This is a genomic window from Halobacillus sp. B29, from assembly GCF_052246755.1.
Taxonomy (GTDB): domain Bacteria; phylum Bacillota; class Bacilli; order Bacillales; family Halobacillaceae; genus Halobacillus; species Halobacillus halophilus.
In genome coordinates this window covers 23,592-40,513 of record NZ_JBQQCM010000018.1, presented here as the reverse complement: position 1 = coordinate 40,513, position 16,922 = coordinate 23,592, and the positions used below count along the sequence as shown (strand labels likewise).

At 42.2% G+C, this 16,922-nt stretch carries 12 protein-coding genes and 2 tRNA genes; 2 read left to right on the top strand and 12 right to left on the bottom strand.

All coding sequences use genetic code 11. From position 1 onward, the window contains the following. Positions 1-10: 10 nt before the first annotated feature. The gene (spoIIE, locus tag ACTWP7_RS18600; protein ID WP_443124454.1) at positions 11-2,458 is read right to left on the bottom strand and encodes a stage II sporulation protein E; all 2,448 of its coding nucleotides are present in this window, start codon (positions 2,456-2,458) and stop codon (positions 11-13) included. Positions 2,459-2,740: 282 nt separating this feature from the next. On the opposite strand from spoIIE, the gene ACTWP7_RS18595 reads away from it, so the two are divergent. Together ACTWP7_RS18595 and ACTWP7_RS18590 are read left to right on the top strand one after the other, a co-directional pair. Then, positions 2,741-2,814 (top strand) — tRNA-Met (locus ACTWP7_RS18595). Positions 2,815-2,875: 61 nt separating this feature from the next. Continuing rightward, positions 2,876-2,947 (top strand) — tRNA-Glu (locus tag ACTWP7_RS18590). A gap of 782 nt (positions 2,948-3,729) precedes the next feature. Here the strand turns inward: ACTWP7_RS18590 and ACTWP7_RS18585 are convergent. The 11 genes from ACTWP7_RS18585 to mfd all read right to left on the bottom strand — a co-directional run bounded on the left by ACTWP7_RS18585 (position 3,730) and on the right by mfd (position 16,912). Continuing rightward, positions 3,730-5,103: an aspartate aminotransferase family protein gene (locus ACTWP7_RS18585; RefSeq protein WP_443124453.1), complete on the bottom strand. Its 1,374-nt coding sequence runs from the start codon at positions 5,101-5,103 to the stop codon at positions 3,730-3,732. 142 nt (positions 5,104-5,245) lie between these two features. Continuing rightward, on the bottom strand, positions 5,246-5,641 hold the full coding sequence (locus ACTWP7_RS18580; RefSeq protein ID WP_224896015.1) for a S1 domain-containing RNA-binding protein: 396 nt from the start codon (positions 5,639-5,641) through the stop codon (positions 5,246-5,248). Positions 5,642-5,716: 75 nt separating this feature from the next. Beyond that, the gene (locus ACTWP7_RS18575; protein ID WP_443124452.1) at positions 5,717-6,100 is read right to left on the bottom strand and encodes an FtsB family cell division protein; all 384 of its coding nucleotides are present in this window, start codon (positions 6,098-6,100) and stop codon (positions 5,717-5,719) included. 16 nt (positions 6,101-6,116) lie between these two features. After that, the gene (gene yabQ, locus ACTWP7_RS18570) at positions 6,117-6,707 is read right to left on the bottom strand and encodes a spore cortex biosynthesis protein YabQ (RefSeq protein WP_443124451.1); all 591 of its coding nucleotides are present in this window, start codon (positions 6,705-6,707) and stop codon (positions 6,117-6,119) included. Beyond that, the gene (gene yabP / locus ACTWP7_RS18565; protein ID WP_014641371.1) at positions 6,704-7,009 is read right to left on the bottom strand and encodes a sporulation protein YabP; all 306 of its coding nucleotides are present in this window, start codon (positions 7,007-7,009) and stop codon (positions 6,704-6,706) included. Before yabP ends, yabQ begins: the two co-directional genes overlap by 4 nt. Before the next feature lie 617 nt (positions 7,010-7,626). Continuing rightward, a protein-coding gene (locus tag ACTWP7_RS18560; RefSeq protein WP_443124450.1) for an IS3 family transposase occupies positions 7,627-8,969 on the bottom strand; the annotation gives its coding sequence in 2 pieces (ribosomal slippage) (positions 7,627-8,516 and positions 8,516-8,969; 1,344 coding nt in all). A gap of 243 nt (positions 8,970-9,212) precedes the next feature. Further along, positions 9,213-9,470 (bottom strand): RNA-binding S4 domain-containing protein, encoded by a 258-nt coding sequence (locus ACTWP7_RS18555; protein ID WP_041601495.1) that lies wholly within the window; start codon positions 9,468-9,470, stop codon positions 9,213-9,215. A 2-nt stretch (positions 9,471-9,472) separates the two neighbouring features. Beyond that, positions 9,473-10,939: a nucleoside triphosphate pyrophosphohydrolase gene (gene mazG / locus ACTWP7_RS18550; RefSeq protein WP_443124449.1), complete on the bottom strand. Its 1,467-nt coding sequence runs from the start codon at positions 10,937-10,939 to the stop codon at positions 9,473-9,475. Then, positions 10,936-12,519, bottom strand: coding sequence for a putative polysaccharide biosynthesis protein (locus tag ACTWP7_RS18545; protein WP_443124448.1), 1,584 nt, complete (start codon positions 12,517-12,519; stop codon positions 10,936-10,938). The genes mazG and ACTWP7_RS18545 overlap by 4 nt, the downstream gene beginning before the upstream one ends. A 93-nt stretch (positions 12,520-12,612) precedes the next feature. Further along, the gene (gene spoVT, locus ACTWP7_RS18540) at positions 12,613-13,149 is read right to left on the bottom strand and encodes a stage V sporulation protein T (protein ID WP_443124447.1); all 537 of its coding nucleotides are present in this window, start codon (positions 13,147-13,149) and stop codon (positions 12,613-12,615) included. Positions 13,150-13,375: 226 nt separating this feature from the next. Beyond that, entirely contained in the window at positions 13,376-16,912 is a 3,537-nt protein-coding gene (gene mfd / locus ACTWP7_RS18535; protein ID WP_443124446.1) for a transcription-repair coupling factor, read from the bottom strand. Positions 16,913-16,922: the final 10 nt, after the last annotated feature.

Below are 16,922 nucleotides of genomic sequence, written 5' to 3'. Positions count from 1 at the left end.
TATACGCCGGTTAAGCCTGTTTTTTCTCTGTGGGGATAGAGGACCACTCCGGCATATACCGGTCTATTCTTGCTACAAGAATCGTCATATCGTCATTAATGGAACCTCGATGCGTGCGGATCACTTCTTCCAGTAGAAGATCAGCCACCACTTGAGGCTCGCTGCTGTAAACCTCCTTTATTTTTCTCTTGAACCATATCTCCACATTCTCTACGTGATTATGACCATCTAATATGCCATCACTCAGCATGATCAATAAATCGCCTGCTTTCAACTGCTCGTTGGTCATATCTACATCCACTTCTGGTATAATGCCCATCGGCAGGTTTCCGGACTCGACAGTTAAAATTTGATCTCCTCTTTTAATAAAGCTAGGTGTGCTTCCCACCTTTATAAACTTGGAAGTAGCCTTATGCAAATCAATGACGGCTAAATCCAGGGTCGAAAATATTTCATCATTTGTTCGCAGTGATAATATAGAGTTTATCGACTGGATAGCTACGGATTCCTGCATCCCCGATTGCAGAATCTGTTTCAACAGTCTTAGCGTTTCCATACTTTCTTCATGAGCACGTTCCCCGTTCCCCATTCCATCGCTGATAGCGAGTGCATATTTCCCCCTTCCCAGTTCCATCATGGTAAAGCTGTCTCCCGATATAAACCCTCCTCCTTTTGCTGCATGGGCTGCTCCTGTTTCAATAGAATAATGCTTAGCTGAACCAAACGTTAAATAGCACCTGCCATTAGGATAAGGAGAAATCTCTTCCATCGTAACCACAATCGTTTCCCCTAAAATATCCGATAGCACAGGTGCAATAATTTTCGCTCCTTCCCCTCGGTAATTATTTATTTCAACTACGAGTTCTAAATCAATATTTCCGGCATCCAATGTATAGATTTCAAGTTTTTGTATATCCATCCCCATTCTTTCTAAGGCATTATAAATAATTTGTTCTTTTTGTTCGTGATGTTCACGTTCTTTTACTATTTCTTTAGCAAAAGTACTCATTACATCCGATACGCCCTGAAGCTGCTCAGCTACAAAGCGACGGCTTTCCAGGACCTGTTTTTTCAATTGTTTGTTTGCATGATAGAAAGACAATTCGTGGTTCATCGTATCGATTAACTTCTGTGATTTCACACAGTGTGCATCCACGTTTTTCCGGGTCATCCTGGTTGGTTCCCCTCTTTCGTCCAGCTCCATCATTAATCCTGTCATTAAATCATGAGTCTCATCAAACTGATTAACCCAGCATTTTTCCTTTTTAAAACAGGATTGGCAGGTTTTTTCTGTTACATGACTAAGAAAGTAATCAATTTCTTCTGTACCCTCTACAGCCTCCTTAGAATGGTCTAGATCATTGAAACTCTTAGAAAGCGCTTTAAATACATCAGAGAACTTACCTACTCGTACAGCGGTAACATCACGCACCTTTTGTAAGTATTTTTGTTGTTCAGAATTATGCTCTTCTGTACCTGGAATATAACGGGACAGACGTTTAACCCAGGAATTTGGAGTCACCACAAATAAAATAATGGCCCAACCCGAGGCCCATATTGAATCGGACAGCCCTCCTCCACTCGATACATAAAATCCAATTAATAACGTACCTACTGCAAGACCTGCGCTCACCCCCAGTTTTTTGCCTTCTTTTAATAAACCTCCTAATAAGCCTGAAAATGCAAGCAGGCTCATTTGATAGATATGATCCATATTAGATAAACTCAGCACAAGTCCTGTCACAACACCAACCGTTGAACCAATGGCAGCCCCCGCAATATAAGCAAGGAGAATAACCAGGTAGCGCGCAAATACATCGACGACTGCTACACCTTGAATCTGCCATCCAATCATTCCGGTTAACACGGAAGCTAACAATATAATTAAGCAGACGATTTCCTCATTTTTTAATGTTGGATGATATTTTTGCGGTGATAATAAAGGAAGACTCTGCATAAATATTAGTACAAGTATAAAAGTAAGAACTCCTTCAGCTAACATCAAAGTAAGTTCGTAAAGCTGCCATCGATCGAGTAATGCGAGGCTTGCCGTACGGGGAAGCAAACTTGCTACTAAGGCAATAGCCGGCAGCCATCTTTGGGGGTGACTTGTTCTGCGCAGCGCCAGACTTAATAGCAAAAAAGTCGTCGATGCTCCTACTACGAACCCTGCATGGGTGAAACTGTAGGTAGATGCCCCTGCCGCCATCATAATCGTAACCGGCACGACTAAAGGTCTTTTTAACCACCAGATTACGGCTAAAAACGCAACCGAGAATGGTGCCATAGAAGATAATATAATGGCTCGTCCCAATAATAAGGAAAGCACCATGTGGAAAACGCCTTTGTCCGCCATAAACGAAAACATCCCTAGTGAAGCTTTTTGTAACCCTCTACCTAAACTAGACTGCTTAAGTGTTGCTTGACGATCTTCACGCTTCATCACCGTACCTGACATTTTTTCATCACTCCTTTTGTTATTGAACTTTATTAAACCACATAAAAGACAAGCATTTTGTCAAAACAACAGGAGAACAGAAACAAAAACTTCGATCCTTTTTTCAAGAAGCATAAGACTTTCTACAAAATCTACCTGCCCCCCTCCCTTATCCATTCAAAAACCACCTCCATTCCCTATCGAAATTTACATACTAGTCTGATATTTTTATTTTTTATTGACAGTTTTTTTTTCATGGTGTACTATATTCGTTGTGACTTTGAACACAACATATTTATTTATGGCGGTGTAGCTCAGCTGGCTAGAGCGTACGGTTCATACCCGTGAGGTCGGGGGTTCGATCCCCTCCGCCGCCACTACTTTTTAGAATTAGATGGCTTTGAGCCAATTAACAAAAAAGAAACTGCCTACATACAAGGCCCGTTGGTCAAGTGGTTAAGACACCGCCCTTTCACGGCGGTATCACGGGTTCGAATCCCGTACGGGTCATCGAAACATTCTTGTCCTAAAGAAAGTGGACCCTTCCTTAATTTTAAGGAAGGGTCCACTTTTTTATTTAAAAACCTCTGTTAAAGTTCATTGGTGATTTTTCATGTGAGCCTTATTACGCAATAGGGCCGTATAGTTGAAGACTCAGTTTCGAGATATCTCAGGTCCGTGGCTAAAAAGTAGATGAGGGGCGGCTACGGAAACAACTCGCTTTCCTGCGGGGGAACTGGCAAGCCTCCTCGCTCGTTTCACTCCCTGTGGGGTCTCGCCTAGCTCCTTCTCTCGCAGGAGTCTCTTTGTTTCCTTCGCCACCCTATGATGGAAGAATGAACGGACCCTTCTATAGGCGATAGGGGGGTGCTTTGATCCGCCTTAAATGCTTTTATAGCGGGAATTATCTAAACGTACACGCTTATTGTTAGAAGTTTATCTCCATCATAAACCGGCGCGTTTTAAACATGATTTCGAGCACCATATATCGCAAGGCCCGGAGGGGGGACGGTGAAGACTCCTGTGGGATGAACATGATCGGTAAGATCCCGGGAAGGTGAAGCCTGAGGAAGCTTACCACATGCCCACGGAAAGCGAAATCGTCCCCCGCAGGACCTTCCGCTCAACAAATGTCTCGAAATCAAGTCTTCAACTAATGGGAGCATATCTTCAAAAATCACACTGAAGTTTAAAAGAGCATATTATTTAAAGGAAGCTCTGTTAAACTTAACTGTTAAGTTTTCTTATCTCAGCAAATGCCCATGGAAAAAAAGTCGTTTTCTTTACTGTCCTCACTTCATAACGTTTTCAATCGCTTGTTTATGGGCTTCTACCGTGCGCTTAAGATCTTCTTCACTATGGGCCGTTGAGAGAGAATAGCGATTGAGAGGTTTCGTATAGATTCCCAGATTTAATAACTCGTAATCCAACTCTTTTCTTAAGGAAGTGTCTGCTTTCTTTAAATCACGGTAATTCTTAATAGAATCTTCTGCCAGAATAATATTAAATATACTCCCTCGCCCCACCGTTTGCATCGGGATGTTATAAGCTTGATACAATTCTTCCAGCTCGTTTCTGAGGCGATTCGTTTTATCAAATAAATCTTGCAACGTGCGGTCTTTCTCCAGTATTTCAATAGTAGCCAGACCGGAAGCCAAAACGGTAGGATGACCATTATAGGTGCCACTATGGAATAACGTATCATGTTTTGCTCGCTGATCTGCCCCTGCTGTTAAAATATCTCTCGAACCAGCTGGAGAAAGAATATCCATAATTTCTTTTTTTCCGCCTATCGCTCCTACGGGAAACCCTCCACCAAGCACTTTTCCAAGTGCTGTAAGATCCGGGGTCACTCCATAGCTTTCTTGAGCTCCTCCAAGAGCTAACCGGAAACCCGTTTTAACTTCATCAAAAATTAACAGGATCCCAAGTTCTTCCGTCAAAGTTCTTACCCCTTCTATAAATGTTTGATCAGCAGGTATGAAGCCTCCCTGTACCGGTTCCATGATGATAGCAGACACTTCACCGGCTCTTTGTCTTAAAATCTTCTCAGTGGCTTCTAAATCGTTAAAAGGAAGGACGACTGTATTCTGCTGATAGTAATCAGGAATTCCTAAAGACTCGGGTACAGCATTTGGCGAAGATGGATCCCCTGCTGCTATGTGATCTGGATTCACACTCATGAGCACCTGATCATAACCGCCGTGATAGTGCCCTTCAAACTTGGCGATTTTTGACTTACCAGCATAGGCCATAGCCGCTCGAATCGCAAGCATGGTAGCCTCAAGCCCTGAGTTGGTAAATCGGACCATTTCAATACTGGGATATAAAGATACGAGCTTCTCAGCCATGACGGTTTCGAGCCGGTGAGGCGTTCCGAAAATCGTGGTTCCCGCTTCTCTCATCTGTCCTATAGCAGCATCAAAAACAGCCGAGTGTCCATGCCCTGCAATTAAGGCTCCATAACTCAGTAAGTAATCAATATATTCATTTTGATCTACATCGTAGAGCTTACTTCCATTTCCCTTTTCCATAACGATTGGATGAGGGTCTATATGTTTTATGTTAGCGGTGACCCCTCCTGGAATTACTTCTTGTGCTTTTTTATGCAGCTCCCGGGATGTTGCTGTATTATGTGATATGAAATCTTGCCTATTCAATGCCAATCCTCCTATGATCGATAATTTCAAGCTATAATAACACAATTTAAACAAGACAAAAATAAGATATAAAAAAACCAGCTCCCATTTTTTGGGAGCTGGTTTTTATTAAAACGTGCATCTTTTACTCATTGTCCTAGACAGCAAGCTATCCTCTTTTAGCACCTCGACCTCCACGTTTGGATTCCGTGTGCTTTTTCAGTGATGCTAGACGCTCGTCGCTATCCTTCATAAACCTGTTCATCTTCTGTTCGAAAGATTCAGCCGGCTTACGAGGCTTTTGAGGACGACGACTCTGGCTTTGTTGGTTTTCTTTCGCTTTTTTGATGGACAAGCCAATTTTCCCATCATCTCCAACATTAATGACTTTCACTTCCACCTCATCGCCCTGGCTTAAGTGTTCATTAATGTCTTTTACATAGTTGTCGGCAACTTCACTAATGTGAACGAGACCGGTCTTCCCCTCCGGGAGTTCAACGAACGCTCCGAAATTAGTGATACCTGTTACCTTACCCTTCAGCTTGCTGCCTACTTCAATTGACATAAAAAAAATGCTCCTCCTTAAAATTTCGATAAAAATATCCTTCTTACATATTATATATAAGCTATGAAAAGGGTGTCAATATGAAGGGTCTTCATTCGGCATTTTAAATATGATTTCGCCTTCTTTTGAATAGAAATAATTGGTTCTGGCAATTTGCAGAACGTATTCTTCATCATTCAATAGCTTGATTTCCTCATTCAAATCTTTTTGTTCTTTTTCCAATGTGCTCATTTCCTGTTGAAGTTCTTCATACTTCTGGTGCTTTTCCGCGTACAGCGACTGTTGATTGACGTGGTAAACCACCATAGAGCCAGCAACGATCATCACTAAAAGGGCAAACATGACAAGACGGCGAACTAGTCGCTTTTTCTTTTTCTGGTGTCTTTCCATGTACGCATCGTAGTGCTTCATGTATGTAGAATCTAAGCGAGCTACTGACTCCGATTGTGTTTTTGCCATTTGCGTTCGTCCTCCTTTACTTACGGAATTTTTTAAACCAATTGATCCCTATATTCTTGATTTTATCCAAAAACCCTGCTAAACGCCTTAAGTAATTTCTCGTGTTTTTCGGCAATAATCGCCAAATCAAACGAAAAACAACCTTAATTGGATAAAATGCGACAAGAAATAATAAGAATATACCTTTTAAAAGTATCTTAAAAATACCAATAAGTAAAGTGATAATTAGGAAGAAGATGGATTTTAAAGGAATAAAAATTAAATGTAAGAATATTTTCTTTATGGCACGCAAGATAGAGGTAACCACCCGGATCCATACTTCCAGCATTTTCATGTAAATCGATTGGAGTAAGGCTCGATAAGCTGCATACCCGCATAACACCGCTAAAAACACATAGACACGCAGTTCCCCATAGTTAGCTAAATATAATAGATAAAAAAGAAAAGCAGCTTGAAAAATCCAGAAGGTGAGCTGATAGATGATTTCAAACCAGCTCTTCTTATTCCTTCTATGGAAAAGACGTTCAAATGTGTCAAAAGAAGCACCTACGAATATTCCTCCAGCTATCATCGAAAGGATGGTAACGAATTGGGTTGTCAGCGTCATTTGAAGAGCTTGCTAAATAAACCTTTAGCTTTCTCCCCTTGATGCTCGTCCAAGTAAGACATGTCATATATTTTCCCTTTAATGGATACAAGACCTGAGTCAAGATCTAAATTTTTCATTTGGAGATTCTGGCCTCTGACCACTAAGTAACCCATGGAAGTCTGAAGAAGAAATTCCTCGCTATCAAAACTGTCGACTTCTTTCACGCCTGATATTTCTATGTTTCTTCTGTTCCATATTTTCACATTATGCTCGACCTGCGGCTGGCTGCGCAAGTTCTGGTTTTTATCGTAACCTTCCATCTGTACCGCCTCCTTCTCTAGTACAAGCTATGAGACGAAAGGGGCATTTAGAACGTGGAAAGTCAGTCAAAAAAGAAGTTTACATTTCTAGATTTTAAACCCAATACCCCAATATATCTCCATGTTGATTATAAAAGAAAAGCTCCCGATACTGGAAGACTCAGTTTCAAGATAATTGGGGTCCGTTACGTTAAATAGAAAAGGACTGGTGGGGAAATAACTCGCTTTCCTGTGGGGGAACTGGCAAGCCTCCTCAGTCGTTATCACTCCTTGTGGGGTCTCGCCTAGCTCCTTCTCCCACGGGAGTCTCATCATTTCCCCACCAATCCAACATGATTAAGAAAAACGGACCCTTCTAGAAAAGAAAAACTCTCCTGCTTACTCTGGTTAATGCTTTTATGACAGGCTGTTGCAGGTCGTTACATCCTTAAAATGGTTAGAAAACCACATGGTCTCATTCCTCATCACGCAGGTGATGTTTGATGTGATTTCGAGGTACAGATATGGCGAGGTCCGGAGGGGGACGATGAAGACTCCTGTGGGATAAACATGATCGGTGAGACCCCGCAGAGCTTGCTGAACTGACCCCCGAAAATTGGACACGTTCCTTAAACTTATCACGCCGATTCTTGAAACTGGGTTCGATAAGAAACGGGGCTCATTCTGAGCTTTGATTTGATGCGTTTATGGTTATAGTAATGGATATATTTCTCTAACTCTTGTTTGAAATGGGCCAGACTTTCAAATTCATCTAAATAAAGAAATTCCGACTTCATGATACCGAAAAAGTTTTCCATAACGGCGTTATCATGACAATTCCCTTTTCTGGACATGCTTTGGGTTACTTCATGGTCTTTCAATTTCTTTCGATAGGGAGCCATTTGGTAATGCCATCCCTGGTCGGAGTGCATATACAGTTCATCCGATGGATGAAGGCCTTCAAAAGCTTGGTCTAACATTTCATCTACCAAGGAATAGGTGGGTTTATAACCAATTGTGTATGTGATGATTTCTCCGTTGAATAGATCCAAGACAGGGGAAACATAAAGCTTTTGGCCAAACAGCTTAAACTCCGTAATGTCTGTAGCCCATTTCTGGTTCGGTTGATCTGCCTTGAAATTTCGATCTAAAATATTTGGAGCTGTTTCTCCAACTTTTCCTTTGTGAGAACTATATTTCTTCACTTTCACCGTAGACTGTAGCCCTAGCTCTCTCATAAGACGATAGACTTTTTTATGGTTCACTTCATGACCGCAATTACGAAGCTCATTTTCAATTCGGCGATAGCCATAACGGCCCTTATGTTCATGAAAAATGGAGGTGATAAGCTCCTTCCATGATTGGTCCTTTTCTGGTTCGTGTTGCTTTTCTTTCCAATGATAATAAGTGCTTCGCGGGATATCAGCTATTTCAGTCAGTTGTTTAACAGGAAATCGAACCCTTAACTCGTCGATTATTTGCGCTTTTTCTTCTTTTGAGATAATTGCTTTTTTTGAGCTAAGGTCTTCAACTTTTTTAAATATTCATTTTCCATTCGTAAGCGCTCATTCTCTTTCTTTAAGGCTTCAAACGAATCCATAGAATCTTGTGTCTTCTTATGAGACGTCATTTGGGTTGGCCCCTTCCTCGTGAATTCAAGGGCTTCTCTTCCACCTTCCAGCCACTTCTTGCGCCATCGGCGCACCATAGAAAAGTGGGGGATGTGGAACATAGCTGAAGCATCTCGAATCGAATAGTCTTCTTCCTCTATACATTGAATTACTTTCAGTTTAAAGGCAGCAGAATAGTTTGTATAGGGGAAGTCGAAGGCTTCTTCTCCATGATATTCGGTTAATTTCACCCAATAGCGGATCGAAGAATTATCAACTCCCAATTGTTTTTCTAAGTCTCGGAAACTGACATTTTCCGTGAGATAACGGTGTACGGCCAAGTGTTTTTCTTGGGAAGTAAGTTTGGACATATGGTGGATCCCTCCTAGGTTTCGTGAGGTGTCCAACATTTGGGGGTCATTACATTGCTCGAGGAGGCTCAGCACATGCCCACGGAAAGCGAAATCGTACCCCGGAGGACCTTTTCCTCCAAAAAAGTCTTACACAATTCAACCCTATTGTTGAATAAGTCTGTAGTATAAACTCAACAAAAAGTTTTTCCGAGCTAAAAAACAACAAACCACTGCGTGATTATGCAGTGGTTTGTTGTTTTGTTATTTGACTGGTTCTTCTTTCTTGATTTCATACAGGGACGCCGCTTCATTTTTATTTACATTTTCCTTAAGCGACTTAATCTCAATGGTTAAAATCTTTTGACCAAACTGAATGGTTAACTCGTCCCCAATATCTACGTTGCTTGAGGCTTTACTTTGATTTCCATTGATGCTGATACGGCCTTGATCTGCGATTTCCTTCGCCAAGGTCCGTCTTTTAATCAGTCGGGAAATTTTCATAAATTTATCTAAGCGCATCATTATTCCGCTCCTTTATGCTTTAGTTTAGCATCCACCCATAATTGCTCCAGCTCGTCTAAATCATAATCAGCTAAGGTCTTCCCGCCTGTTTCTGCGGTTTGCTCCATGGAGAAGAGTCTGGTTCTGAATTTCTGATTCGTACGTTGCAGGGCATTTTCACTATTTATTCCATAGTGCCTTCCTAAATTCGCAATAGCAAACAGCCAGTCTCCAAATTCTTTCTCCATCTCTTCCTGATCTTTGTTCAGACGTGCTTCCTGGAACTCTTCCCACTCTTCTTTTACTTTTTCAATAACAGGTTCTGGAGAGTCCCAGTCAAAGCCAACTTTAGCGGCTTTCCTCTGCAATTCCTCTGCTTGTAAAAGCCCTGGAAAACTCGCCGGCACTGATTCAAGGATAGAAACTGGTTTCGCACCCTTCTCTTCCATCTTAATGGTCTCCCAATTCGTAACTACCTCTTCAGCGTTTTCAGCTGTGGCTTCATCAAATACATGAGGATGACGACGAATCATTTTTTCTGTTATCGATACTATTACGTCATCCACTGTGAAAAATCCTTCATCTTCTCCAATTTGACTATGAAGCATCACTTGAAGAAGAACATCTCCTAATTCTTCAACCATATGTTCATCATCCTGCCTGTTTACAGCATCGATGAATTCATAAGCTTCTTCTATCAAATATTTACGCAGCGATTCGTGGGTTTGCTTACGATCCCACGGACAGCCTTCCGGACTACGCAGGATACGAATAATCTCCCTCAAACGACCAAATTGATGATTGAGTTTTTGTTTTTCTACTGGAGGAACATAAACGCTGGTTAAATTGTTGACCTTAATGCTCCGGTCTAAATCTGCCAGAGGCACCGTAGTCAGTTTCTCTTCCTTGCTGCCAGCTGCTGTAACCACTGTGACTGGGTATTCGGGAGGTAAGTCTTCAAGCAGCGTCAACTTCACTTCAGAAGCCACTCCAGCGTCAGAAACCTGGCATAGAATGATATGGTTGCGGAACTGAATCTCTTCCCGCTTCAAATCCGTTGCATCTAAAAACTGCAAGCCTTCAATTGGGTCGATTTCCAATGATGAAAATGCAGCATCCAGATAACTGTGACCCCCTTCTATGTGAAGGTCCACTTTTCCTTGTTTTCTCTTTTCAATTAATAATTGTACCGTTTTTTCAGCAAGCATCGGGTGGCCCGGTACCACATAAACCGTATCCTGATGCTCAGCTGTTTTCACAAGCTGCCGGACAATTTCATTATATACATCTTCAAACTGTGCTTTTTCTTCATAAACATGGTCAAAGCTTTCGAAATGCAGGCCTTCTTTTTTTAATTCCTGAAGCACAGGGTGATCGGAGGTACGGACGAAAACCCCCTGGTTTTCATTCTGTAACAAACGATATATTCCAAGGGGCAATTGATTCAGATCTCCCGCTCCAAGCCCCACGACAGTAATTCTATTCATTGTTTCATCCCTTTCGGAAGTAATCGAATCAGCCATTTTTGAAAAGGCAGGACTTTTACTTCATAGCTGAAAAACGCCCCGAGTCGGAACAGTAGTATAAAATATACACTGGCTCCTGCTGCTGTTAAGGTTAACGTATAAACCAACAGTCCCAGCCGGCTGGACTCAAAAATGTTGTATCCAGCTATACTGGTGACGGCTGTCAGCAATACTGCCATTCCTGTTAAAGCAGCAAGTAAAGCTACCCAAGGTAATCCTGCCCATTTTCTTATTGAGTAATCTTTCCCTAAGATTACGATATTTCCAAATAAAACAAAAGCGGCAGCTATTATCGTAGCAATAGCGGCCCCCTTTAATTCGTAAACGGGGATCAGCCACGCGTTCATAAGATATTTAACGAATACCCCGCTTATGACAATAACCGCTGTGTGACTGACATAACCCAGTCCCTGAAGTACAGAAGAGGTAGTGATGGAAACCGAACTAAAAATAATGACGAGCATTAACATTCTCAGCGGCCCTGTCCCTTCCGTATCTTGGAAGAACAAAGCGTTAATGAATGGGAACAAAACGATTAATCCGGCTGCAGCACCTAGTGCGATGATTAAACTGAATTTGGTTGAGGCAAACACGTACCTTTCAACTTCTTTCGGGTTTTTCATCAAACGGGTTCTTGTAACGGATGGAATCACAGCTAACGCGACGGAAGAAGCAAGAACCGTCCCCAGTTGAATCAGAGGCTGACCGCGATCGAAAATCCCCTTCCAGATTCGAGCCGTTTCCAAATCTACTCCCGCCTGGCGCAGACTTGGGATCAGGGTTAAAGCATCAACCATTTGAAAAGACAATAAAAGCATGTAATTAAAACAGATAAACAGACCATAAAAGAAAATAGGTTTTATGTAGGATAGGGATGATGACCAGCGCTGAAACGTCCAGCTATTTGTTTTCTTAAAATAAGCGAGAAGCACTATGAAAGCACCTAAAGCTCCCAAGACTGAAGCAGCGGATGCTCCAATTCCAATGGCATACATACTTCCCCGCTTCATCACTAAAACAGCTGTCAAAATGATGATGGTAACCCGTATCATCTGTTCGATTACCTGCGAAACGGCTGTCTGTTTCATTTGATTGCTTCCTTGAAAAACTCCGCGAAACAATGAAACAAAAGGAACGATTAAAAACACCCAAAAAGCAGATCTTAAAGATGGGATAAGCTTTTCGTCACCCATTATATCCGCTATCCATGGAGCCTGTGTAAAACCTACTATAAAAATACTTCCGCATATCCCCATCAGCCAGCAAAAGACTGGAAGATAGAAGGAAGGTACGGAAAGAGAACGCTGTTCTTCTGTGATTTCCGAAACAAGCTTAGAAATCGCAGCAGGAAATCCATAGAGAGATAACACGATGGCGAGCCCGAGAATTGGGTACACTTGCTGGTAAATATAAAAACCTAGGTCTCCAGTTATGTTTTGAAGAGGCACTCGATAACCTGCACTAAGTATTTTACTAAGAAGTCCAGCAACCGTTAAGATAAATGCCCCCTTCAGCACAGAGGGGGAGGAATGATTGCTCATAGCTATACCTTTCTTCTTTGTATGATAGTAAACGAATCCATTATATCATACAAAAAGGTCAGATCCTTTACCTTTACGGACCTGACCCTTCTCCTATTCCATTTGCTTCGCTAAAAAATTGGCTGCTATTTGGACTGCTTTATTTGATCCTTCTTCGATAGGTGAACCTTCTTTATTGAAAGCTGCTACACAACCGATGGGATCTCCCTGGGCGATTATAGGATGAATGATATAAGAAATGACATCTTCTTCTTGGCCGCGGGTAAACTCTATCGGTGAAGGGTGTTTTTCATAACTCATCGTTCTTGTGTCCATCACCTGCTCAATTTTTGAACCGATGGATCGGTTCAGGTAATCTTTTTTCGTTACACCAGCTACGGCTATATACTCATCTCGGTCACAAATCATTACAGGGACTTCTAAGGCTTCACTAAGAGCTTCTGCATATTCCTTCGCAAAATCACCAAGCTCACTGATGGGCGAGTATTTCTTTAAAATAACCTCACCTTCGCGGTCCACAAAAATCTCCAGAGGGTCTCCTTCACGAATCCTTAACGTGCGGCGAATTTCTTTTGGAATAACCACACGCCCCAGATCATCAATACGGCGTACAATACCAGTTGCTTTCATTCTTATGCTGCCTCCCTTTCTGTGATGATATTCCTGTTATTATCCTTTTGAAGCGCATGGAGAATAAGCGGGTGATTAAGGATAGTATGGTACAGCATATAAAACCTATACACCCTTGGTATGGATTTTTTTATAATAATTCCGTTTTCTTGCAAATTTTAACTTGAGGATTCCTTAAAGAGCGCACAAAAAAGAGGCCTTCCTGCTTGGAAGACCTCTTTTCTAATTAAGCTGTAGTCGTTTCACGAATCATGGATGGAAGTTGACTTAAGAACTCCTCGACGATCTCATACCGCTTGGCCTGCGGCTGACGATCCCATTTGAAAGTGACTTTTAACTGGTTATCTTCCGTGCCTAACTGTACGATACGACCATATTTATTGGCGTACTCAAACAGCTTCGCTCCGTCAATCAGCTGGCTTTGGTCTGAATCCATAACCATTTCAAGCTTCCTTTTCTTCTCCGTAATGGATTCAATCCGTGCCTGTTTAGCAAAGAGACGAATGGAAGTAGCCCTAAATAAGTTCTCCACCTCTTCCGGGTAATCTCCGAAGCGATCAATCAATTCATCACGTAAATCATGCACGTCTTCTACAGATTCCACCGCCTGGAATTGTTTATACATATCAATCTTCTGCTTTTCATCCTGAATATATGTGCCAGGAATATAAGCATCCATCATCATATCCAATTCTGGCTGGAACGGCTGTACGGCTTCCGGTTCTTTACCTTGTCTTTTCGCTTCAATCGCATCCTTCAGCATTTGAGAATACATATCAAACCCTACTGAATCAATAAATCCATGTTGTTGAGACCCTAGTAAATTACCTGCTCCTCGGATGGAAAGATCCCGCATGGCGATTTTAAAACCTGAGCCTAATTCAGTAAATTCTTTAATAGCCTGGAGACGTTTTTCAGCTACCTCCGTCAGTACTTTATCACGTTGGTAGGTAAAGTAAGCATAAGCCACACGATTCGAACGGCCTACACGGCCGCGAAGTTGATAAAGCTGGCTTAAGCCCATACGATCCGCATCGTAAACAATAAGTGTATTCACATTAGGAATATCGACTCCTGTTTCGATAATGGTGGTACTCACAAGTACATCATATTCCCCTCCCAAGAAGGAAAACATGACATTCTCAAGCTCCGTTTCATTCATTTGCCCATGCGCAAATGTTACGCGGGCTTCGGGGACGAGCGCAGCGATTTCCTGAGCCATCCGTTCGATATTTTCCACCCGGTTAAATAAGAAAAATACTTGCCCGCCGCGCGCCATTTCTCTTTCAATCGCTTCCCGCAGGAAAATTGGATTATATTCCAGGACATACGTTTGAATAGGAAAACGATTCGCAGGCGGTGTTTCAATAACCGATAAATCGCGGACGCCGAGCATCGACATATGAAGTGTTCGAGGAATTGGAGTGGCTGTTAATGTCAGAACATCCACATTATGCTTCAGTTGTTTGATTTTTTCTTTATGCTTCACGCCAAACCTCTGCTCTTCGTCTACAATCAGCAGACCCAGATCTTTAAATTGTACATCCTTTGAAAGAATCCGGTGGGTGCCCACGATGATATCCACCAATCCTTTCCTAAGTCTGTCTGTCGTTTCTTTTTGCTGCTTACGCGTACGGAAGCGGCTCATTAATCCGAGGTTAATGCCAAACCCTTGGAAGCGTTCCTGAAGGGTTTCATAATGCTGCTGAGCCAATATGGTGGTAGGTACAAGGATCGCCACTTGTTTGCCTTCATAAATTGCTTTAAAGGCGGCTCGGATCGCTACCTCCGTTTTACCGTATCCGACATCTCCGCATAACAAGCGGTCCATAGGTCGAATACGTTCCATATCTTCCTTAATTTCTTCTATACAACGCACCTGGTCCTCGGTTTCTTCATAAGGAAAAGCGATCTCAAAATCTTTTTGCATTTCGCCATCTTCACTGAACGCGTGACCTTTAGAAGCTTCCCTCTCTGCGTAAAGCTGAATTAAGTCATCAGCGATATCCTCTACTGAAGATTGAACCTTGCGCTTGACTTTATTCCACTCACTGCCACCGAGTTTATATATTTTAGGCTCTTTCCCTTCAGAACCCACATATTTTTGAATAAGGTCAATCTGGTCGATCGGGACATACAGCTTATCATTACCTGAATAATTAACCATTAGAAAATCTTTATGATTGCCATTCATCTCAAGTGTTTCTATACCTAAGTATTTACCAATCCCGTGATTAGCGTGGACGATATAGTCTCCCACTTTAAGCTCCTGGTAATTCTTGATGCGTTCTGCATTGGAAAGCTTCTGTTTACGTTTGGGCTTGGCTGTACGAGTTTTAAACAGTTCATTTTCGGTCAGAACGGCCAATTTATGCATAGGCCATTCAAAGCCACTGCTGATATTCCCGATGACGATTGTCGGCTTCACTAGAGGCAGCTTAACATCTGATTTAGAGATGACAGCTTCCATATCATAATCTTCTAAAACCGACTGGATCTTTTCACTACGGTTGTGATCAGGAGCCAGAATAATAACCGAATAATCCTGCTTCTGCCACCGCTCCATTTCATTCTTCAATAAATTCATCTGCCCGTGAAATTGCTGCATTTGACGGCTTGAAATATTGACTACATTCTGAGGGTGAGTATTTGGAATATGACGCATGAATACGGACATATATAGGGTAGGATGCTTCATCTTGGCCCATGTGTCCTGCCAGTCAAAAGAGATGTTCAAGTCGCGGACCGTCTGGTTTGCTTCTAATAGGCTTTGATGCCATTCCGCTTCTTCCTGGTCAAGACGGTTAGCGGTTTCTTGAATACGGCTCATCTCGTCCAGAATCATCAATCCATTCTCAGGAAGATAGTCTAGCAGACTTACAGACTCTTCATAAAAATAACCAATGTATTTATACATCTCCTGAAAGCGTTCCTGATCTTTCAAGCGGTCCAGGTCCTGCTCAATTACGGTGTTCAAGGTTTCTTTTGCATCCGCTTTCGTCAACTTTTTCAAGGAGTGACTGAGAGCATTTTCCAAGCGATGATAAGCCCTCGTAAAGTCTTCCTTATGAAGCAGTAATTCCGTGGCAGGCCCTACCGTAACTTCATTCAGTTTATCGTGCGACCTCTGGGTTTCCGAATCAAATGTACGAATTGAATCTACTTCGGTATCAAACAATTCAATCCGGTAAGGAAATTCTGCCGTTAACGGATAAATATCAAAGATTCCCCCACGCAGGGAGAACTCTCCCGGGGTAGCTACCATCTCTGTACGTTCATACCCCATGCTTACCAGCTGCTCCAAATACGTGTTCAGCTCAATATCTTCCCCAACACGAAAAGGGAGCTGATTATGCTCCCAGTAGGATTTTGGCGGCATGATGCGTTTTAGAGCAGCTACAGGGACAATAAGGATCCCTTTATCTTGCTTAAGCCAGTTGCTCAAGGCCTCAATTCTCTGACTTCTTAATTCAGGACTTGCAATCGCAATCTCAGAGGCGATCAGTTCGTTTACGGGATATAATTGAACCTGGCCCTCCTCGGTCAGTTCTTGCATGTCCTCATACAACTGCTGAGCCTGAATCAATTGATGGGTAACAAGCAGGACAGGACGGTCCAATGATTCCTTAAGCAAGGAGATCATTAAACTTCGTGATGCACCAGACAATCCTGCAACCATTTGTTCCTTCATCCCTGATTCAAAGCCCTCTATGATTGAATGGACATCATCCTGGGGATATAAGTAATCTTTAATTCCTTGCATAACGAACTCC